This is a genomic window from Streptomyces sp. NPDC096324, from assembly GCF_044763015.1.
In the GTDB taxonomy this organism is placed as follows: domain Bacteria; phylum Actinomycetota; class Actinomycetes; order Streptomycetales; family Streptomycetaceae; genus Streptomyces.
The window spans coordinates 784,860-790,799 of the sequence record NZ_JBIWFK010000003.1; the positions used below are offsets into that span (position 1 = coordinate 784,860).

The following is a 5,940-nucleotide window of genomic DNA, read 5'->3' on the forward strand; positions in this document are numbered from 1 at the left end:
GCCCCCGGCGCCCCCGGCGCCCCCGGCGCCCCCGGCGCCCCCGGCGCCCCCGGCGCCCCCGGCGCCCCCGGCGCCCCCGGCGCCCCCGGCGCCCCCGGCGCCCCCTGCCCCTCAGGCGCCGCCGCGCTCCTCGCGGATCTGCGCGACGACGTGGGCCACCGTCTGCCGCACCGCCTCCGTCTCGGTGAGGAAGTGCCAGTAGTCGGGGTGCCGGCCCTCCAGAGTGGCCACGGCACGGTCGAGCCGGCCGACGGCGTCGTCGAGCGGGCGGGCCTGCCGGGGGTCGGGCGTCGAACGGCCCGCCATGGCCAGCCGCTGCGCGTCCCGGATCGCGAACCGCGTGCGGTCGATCTCCTGCTGGGGATCCTTCTGCACGGCGTTCAGCCGCCGCAGCCGGTCACCCGCCGCCGACACCGCCTCGTCGGTGCTGTTCAGCAGCGCGCGCACCGTCGCCAGCAGTGAGGTCGCGTCCGGCCAGCGCTGCGCCTCACGCGCGGCCCGCGCCTCGTTCAGCTTCGCCTCGGCCTGCCGTACGTTCTCCGCGGCCTGGTCCGGCACATGCTGGAGGTCCTGCCAGCACGCCGCCGAGAACCGCCGCCGCAGCTCGCTCAGCACCGGCTCCACCTGCCCCGAGCGGGTCGTCAGCGCCTGCGCCCGGGTCCGCAGCGAGACGAGCCGGTGGTCGATCTCGGCGGCCCGCTCGGGCAGCCGCTCCGCCTCCGAGCGCACCGCCGCGGCCTCGCGCGACACCCGTTCGGCCCGCTCCAGCGTCTCCGGCACGCCATGCTGCCCGGCGCCCCGGTTGAGCTTGGTCAGCTCGGGGGCCAGCGCGGCCAGCCGTGCGGCGAGATCGTCGGCCTTCAGCCCGGACCGCCGTACGGAATCGAGGGCGTTGGAGGCGGCGAGCAGTGCCTGCCGGGCGCGCTCGACGGCCGGGGCCAGCCGGGCGAGCTGGGTCTCGGCCTTGCCGAGGAGTGGCCCGAGACTCTGCTCGAACCGGTCCAGGTCGGCCTTCACGCGGCCGAGTTCGTCCTTCGCGGCGACGAGCTCGGTGCGGGCCCGCACCGCGACCGACGCCTCCAGCTCGTCCCGGTCGAGATCGTGGGCGTCGACGGCGGTGATGTACTTCTGGCTGGCCTCGTCGATCCGCCGCCCCAGCGCCGCGAAGTCGGAGACCACGCGCCGGGCGGCCGGGGAGTCGTCCACCGCCGTGATGGTCTCGATCGAGATCCGCAGGTCGCGCTGGGCGGTGTCGAGTTCGTAGAACGCCGCCGCGGCGGCGTCCTTGGCGGCCTGCGCCTCGGCCCGCTGACTCTCGGACCGCCCGCCGAACCAGCGCCGGGTGCCGCCCCCCGCGAAGGCCGCGGGCAGCGCGAGGGCGGCCAGCAGGGGCAGCGCGACGAGCGTGAGCACGTCACGGGCGGTGACGTACGGGCGAGGGGGTGGCCCTTGCCGGACCGACCGGACCGACCCGGTGGGCCGGATCGTCTGGGCCGGCGGGGTCGTCCGCGTCGGCGAGGTCGGCAAGATGCGCGGGGCCGCATGCGTCGGCGAGGTCGCCCGCGTCGGCGGGATCGGCGGCGTCAGTGGGAGCCTCCGAGGGCCTCGCCGGAAGCCGACAAAGCTCCGGAAGCCGAGGAGGCTCCGCAAGCCGAGGGGGTGCGCGGGCCGCGCGGGCCCCGCGAACGGCGAATACGGCCGCGAAGGTGTCGCCGTCACATCCCTCTCCCGTGCTGTCATCCGCCTTGCCCGGCTGTCATTCTCCCACCGGTTGAAGACGAACACACGGGCCGGTCAGTTCGCTGTTCGTACCGTGATCTTTCCGTCGTCGGTGTGCGCGGAGACCCGGTGGGAGCTGGAACCGTCGCGCGGCACGTCCACATGGACCGAGCCGTCGCCGCTCGCGGCCGTCACCCGGTAGGTGGCGCGGGGCAGCGTGATCGAGACGGAGCCGTCGCCGCTGTGGGAGTCCACCAGGTCCGGCACGGTGCCGAGTTCGAGCTGTACGGAGCCGTCGTCGGTACGGGCCCGCACACTGCGGGCGTCCACGCCGACGGCCCGGATCGAGCCGTCGCCACTGCGCAGATCCAGTGCTCCCGAGGAGTCGCTGACCCGCACCGAGCCGTCCGCCGTACGGATGCTCAGCGCCTCCGCGAAGCCCTTCGCGCTCACCGGCCCGTCCCCGTCCTCGACCTTGACGGCCACCCCGCGCGGCACCACGATCCGGTGCCTGGCCGAGCAGTCGGCGACGACACCCGAGCACTTCATCCGCAGCACCAGCCGGTTGCCGTCCTCCATCGCCCAGGTGACCTTCGGATCCCCGCCGAGAGTGACATGTCCCTGGAACCACCGGGTGACCTGGACCTCACCGGCCTTCGCGGAGTCCGACACCACCAGATCGAGCGCGGAGTCGTCCGAGTCGACGGTCAGGGTCCGCCCGTGCAGCCCGAAGGACCGCTGCTCGGGCTCCTTGTCGTCCCCGGCGGAAGCCCCGCACGCACTGACCGAGGCGACGAGCCCGAGCGCGAGGGCGGTGAGAGCGGCGGTGCGGGTGTGTTTCCGGTTCCTGCTGGTGCCGCGGCTACGTGTGCGGGCCATGATCGATCTCCCCCTGGTGACGGTCTGTGATTAAGCCGACTTCTGGCCCGGTCGGACCCGCCACCTGCCGGGACACCTGGTCCGCGGCGGATCGCCGAAGCCTCCTGCCTCTTCGAAGGTAGGCACGGACGAAGCCCCGAACGATCCGGCCCGCTCCCGAATGCGAGGTGGGGATAACCCCCGCCCAGCCACCCCGAACCGCTCCCCGACCCGTCCCGGCCCCGCCCGCAGAGCCCGCACCGGCTCGGCCACGGACCGCCCTGCCCGTCCCCGCCACGAACTCGCCCGATACGGGTTTGCGGGGTATACCCCCGGGCAATGTAGGCTGTCGACTCGTCCTGGGCGCGTAGCTCAGCGGTAGAGCGCCGCCCTTACAAGGCGGATGTCGGCGGTTCGAAACCGTCCGCGCCCACCAGGAAAAAGGCCCCCAGCCGATCATGGCTGGGGGCCTTTGACATCCAGATCTGACATCAGTGCTGTCGCTACTCGCGCTGTAGGCGCCGCGTGAGCAGCCGATCCATGTGACTGACAGCCTCGCGCTGCGTGTCCTGGACGACGTGCGCGTAGACGTTCATCGTGACGGCGATCTGGCTGTGCCCCAGGATCTCCATCACGACGTGGGGTGCCACACCGGCCGCAGTCAGCAGGGTCGCGCAGCCGTGCCGTGCGTCGTGCAGCCGGATGACCCGCAGCCCCGCGTTCCCGGCGACCCGGGTGAACGACCGGTAGACGTTGCGAGGCTCGATCGGCCGCCCCGACCGCGTGGTGAAGACGTAGTCGCTGTCCTCCCAGCGATCACCGGCACGCAGGCGCATCGCGGCCTGGCGCATCCGCTGGTATCGCAGAGGGGCTATGCACATGGCCGGCAGCGGCAGCACCTGCCGACGGCGGCGCCCCTTGGGATCGTCCTCGTATACCTCGCCGCCGACCCGCTGCCGCTGCTTCCGGACCCTGAGCTCACGTTTGTCGAGGTCGACGTCCTGCCACCGGAGCCCGATGACCTCCCCACGACGAAGGCCGAGAGCGATGGAGAGCACGAAGGCGGGGTAGAGCGGATCACGCCGAGCCGCGGCAAGGAAGTCGAGCGTTTCCTCCAGACTCCAGGGTTCGAGACTGCGGGACTCGACCCGCGGCGCGTCGACCAGGGTGACGACGTTCCTCGCGATCAGCTCCTCACGGCAGGCGGCCGAGAGAGCCGTGCGGAGAACCTTGTGCGTCTCCCTCGCGGTGGCCGCGGTGGTCTGCTGCTCCAGCCGGGCAAGGAAGCGGCGGACGTCGGCGACGCTCAGAGACTCCAGCTTCTTCGTTCCGAGCATGGGCACCAGGTAGAGCCGGACGTGGAACTCGTACTTCGCGTACGTGGTCCGCTTCCGTCGAGGCTTGATCACGTTCTCCAGCCAGTACGGCAGCCACTTGGACAGCTTGGCCGACCGGGTGGGCACGGGTACGCCCTGGTCGACCTTGGCGAGCAGTTCCCGACGCTTGGCGTCGCACTCGGCCCAGGTCTTGCCGTAGCTTGTCGCCGTTCACGCGGTCGACGGATACCCGGTGGAAGGTGTCGACGCCCCGCTGGAATGGCTGAGCCCTGCGGGCGTTCTTCAGGCGTGGGTGGCGGAGAAGGACGGCGAGATCGTCGGGCACGCCATGCTCAGCCGGCCGCAGGGCGAGGACGTCGTGGAGATGTGGCTCAAGCAGAGCGGCGACACCGCGGACCACGTAGCCGTTGGCGCCCGTCTGTTCATCGCACCCGAGGCGCGAGGCGAAGGGCTCGGCGGGCGGCTGATGCGAACCGCGTTCGACTACGCCGGGGACCACGGACTACGAGTCGTTCTCGACGTGATGACCAAGGACAAAGCAGCCATCAGGCTCTACGAGCGGATAGGGATGCAGCGCATCGGAACCGCCAGGCACGCGTACGGCGAGGGACAGGAGATCGACGCTGTCTGTTACGTCTCCCCAGCACTCGAAGCCTGACCGGGTGCCGAGGCGAGTCCGCGCGAAGCCACGCACGCTTGTGCCTCGCCACGGCGAACAGCGACTCGACCTGTTCCAGGGTGAGTTGACCGGTCACGGCGTGTGTTGCTGTGGAGGGGGGACGACGGCGATGAGTTCTACGCCGCGCAAAACGGAGATGCCGTCCTCCCCAGGTGGGCGGTGACGCAGGCTACGGTGTTGGCCGTTGCGACGAATACAGGAACTGCCCCTTGCCAAGCGGCTGTTCCTCCACGTGCCCGCGCCACAGCAACACGCCGTGTCGCCGCTCCCAGCGGGCCGCCCGCGCGGCGCGCATCAGCCACTCGGTGGCAGACACCAGAGGATAGAAGGCCGCGGCGGGATGCCACAGAAGGGACGCGGCCAGAGTCGGCACCCCGATCACGACCCCCATCGTGGCGAGGTAATCCACATCCAAGAGGCGGAAACGGAGCGGGTCCTGCGCCGGCAGTGCGGCGACGGGGTTCGCGAGCGGAAGCGCGGACTCGAAGTCCCGCACCTCACCCACCCAATTCAGCCGCGTGATGGAGACAGCCCCCGAGAGCGCACCCACCGCGACAAAGAGTCCGACGACCCACCAGGACTTGCCATCGTGTTCCGGAATGCCGCGTACGCCGAACGCCACGACCGCGCTGACGACCATGACACACGCCGCCACCGAGGTACCCCTCAGCTGATGATGGACGTACCTGATCACCGGTCCTATGCCCCCTCGGCGCCCACACCCCAGGCCTGTACCCAGGCAACTATGTGTGTCGGGAGCGCCCTGCCGAACAGGGTGACCATGATGTTTCCAACTCGACAGTTGCCGTTCGTCCCGCATTCAGGCGCTGTCTGCACCACGACGGCGACCGCAAGGCCACCGTGAAACCTCCGACGTTCCGAGGCTCCGCACCACATCACAGCCAAGCCGAGGCAAGCGGTGTCAAGCATCAGGTGAGGCCACAACGTCAAGCATCAACCGAGACAAGACAACGGTACATGGGTGCCATGCGGCCAAACTTTCCCTACTTCATCAAGTGCCCGCGCGAGCGCGGGCTGGCCCCTGGGGCCCGACCCCTCTGCGCCTTCGGCGCCGGGGCCGGGACCCTGGGGCCGCAGCAGGCTACGGCCCATAAAGAGAGACCTGAACGCGAAGTCGCTCGGTCAGAACGTGCCTCCGGCGGGGGCCCTCAGGCTCCGAGATGGCGGGGGCGCCGTTCGCGGGTGCCGGCCGAGTGTGGCGTGCGCGGGGGTGCTCCCATCCCGTCTGCCATCGACCCAGGCAGAGCCGAGCAGTCGCGGCCCAGGGCGTCAAGGAAGCTCCTATAGAACGTCAAGCGGTCTGTGGGAGGTGTGTTTGTGGAGTAT

Annotated in this window: 4 protein-coding genes, 1 tRNA gene and 1 pseudogene; 2 read left to right on the forward strand and 4 right to left on the reverse strand. The window is 70.9% G+C overall.

Annotated features, from left to right (window positions below; translation table 11 throughout):
- Positions 1-111 precede the first annotated feature (111 nt).
- Entirely contained in the window at positions 112-1,740 is a 1,629-nt protein-coding gene (locus ACIQ7M_RS10750) for a hypothetical protein (RefSeq protein WP_403642166.1), read from the reverse strand.
- A 54-nt stretch (positions 1,741-1,794) separates the two neighbouring features.
- Complete coding sequence (locus ACIQ7M_RS10755) at positions 1,795-2,598, reverse strand: DUF4097 family beta strand repeat-containing protein (protein WP_403642169.1); 804 nt, start codon at positions 2,596-2,598, stop codon at positions 1,795-1,797.
- Positions 2,599-2,938: 340 nt separating this feature from the next.
- Here ACIQ7M_RS10755 and ACIQ7M_RS10760 point away from each other — a divergent pair.
- A tRNA-Val gene (locus ACIQ7M_RS10760) sits at positions 2,939-3,013 on the forward strand.
- 67 nt (positions 3,014-3,080) lie between these two features.
- On the opposite strand, the pseudogene ACIQ7M_RS10765 reads toward ACIQ7M_RS10760, so the two are convergent.
- Positions 3,081-4,115 (reverse strand): annotated as a pseudogene (locus ACIQ7M_RS10765) (tyrosine-type recombinase/integrase); the annotation flags it as partial.
- A gap of 31 nt (positions 4,116-4,146) precedes the next feature.
- Here ACIQ7M_RS10765 and ACIQ7M_RS10770 point away from each other — a divergent pair.
- The gene (locus tag ACIQ7M_RS10770; RefSeq protein ID WP_403642171.1) at positions 4,147-4,572 is read left to right on the forward strand and encodes a GNAT family N-acetyltransferase; all 426 of its coding nucleotides are present in this window, start codon (positions 4,147-4,149) and stop codon (positions 4,570-4,572) included.
- A 190-nt stretch (positions 4,573-4,762) separates the two neighbouring features.
- Here the strand turns inward: ACIQ7M_RS10770 and ACIQ7M_RS10775 are convergent, their stop codons facing one another.
- Positions 4,763-5,287: a hypothetical protein gene (locus tag ACIQ7M_RS10775; protein ID WP_403642174.1), complete on the reverse strand. Its 525-nt coding sequence runs from the start codon at positions 5,285-5,287 to the stop codon at positions 4,763-4,765.
- Positions 5,288-5,940 lie beyond the last annotated feature (653 nt).

Excerpts from the sequence above, each read along its gene's own strand:
- ACIQ7M_RS10755 (WP_403642169.1), bottom strand. The coding sequence starts at position 2,598 with ATGGCCCGCACACGTAGCCGCGGCACCAGCAGGAACCGGAAACACACC.
- ACIQ7M_RS10750 (WP_403642166.1), bottom strand. The coding sequence starts at position 1,740 with ATGACAGCACGGGAGAGGGATGTGACGGCGACACCTTCGCGGCCGTAT.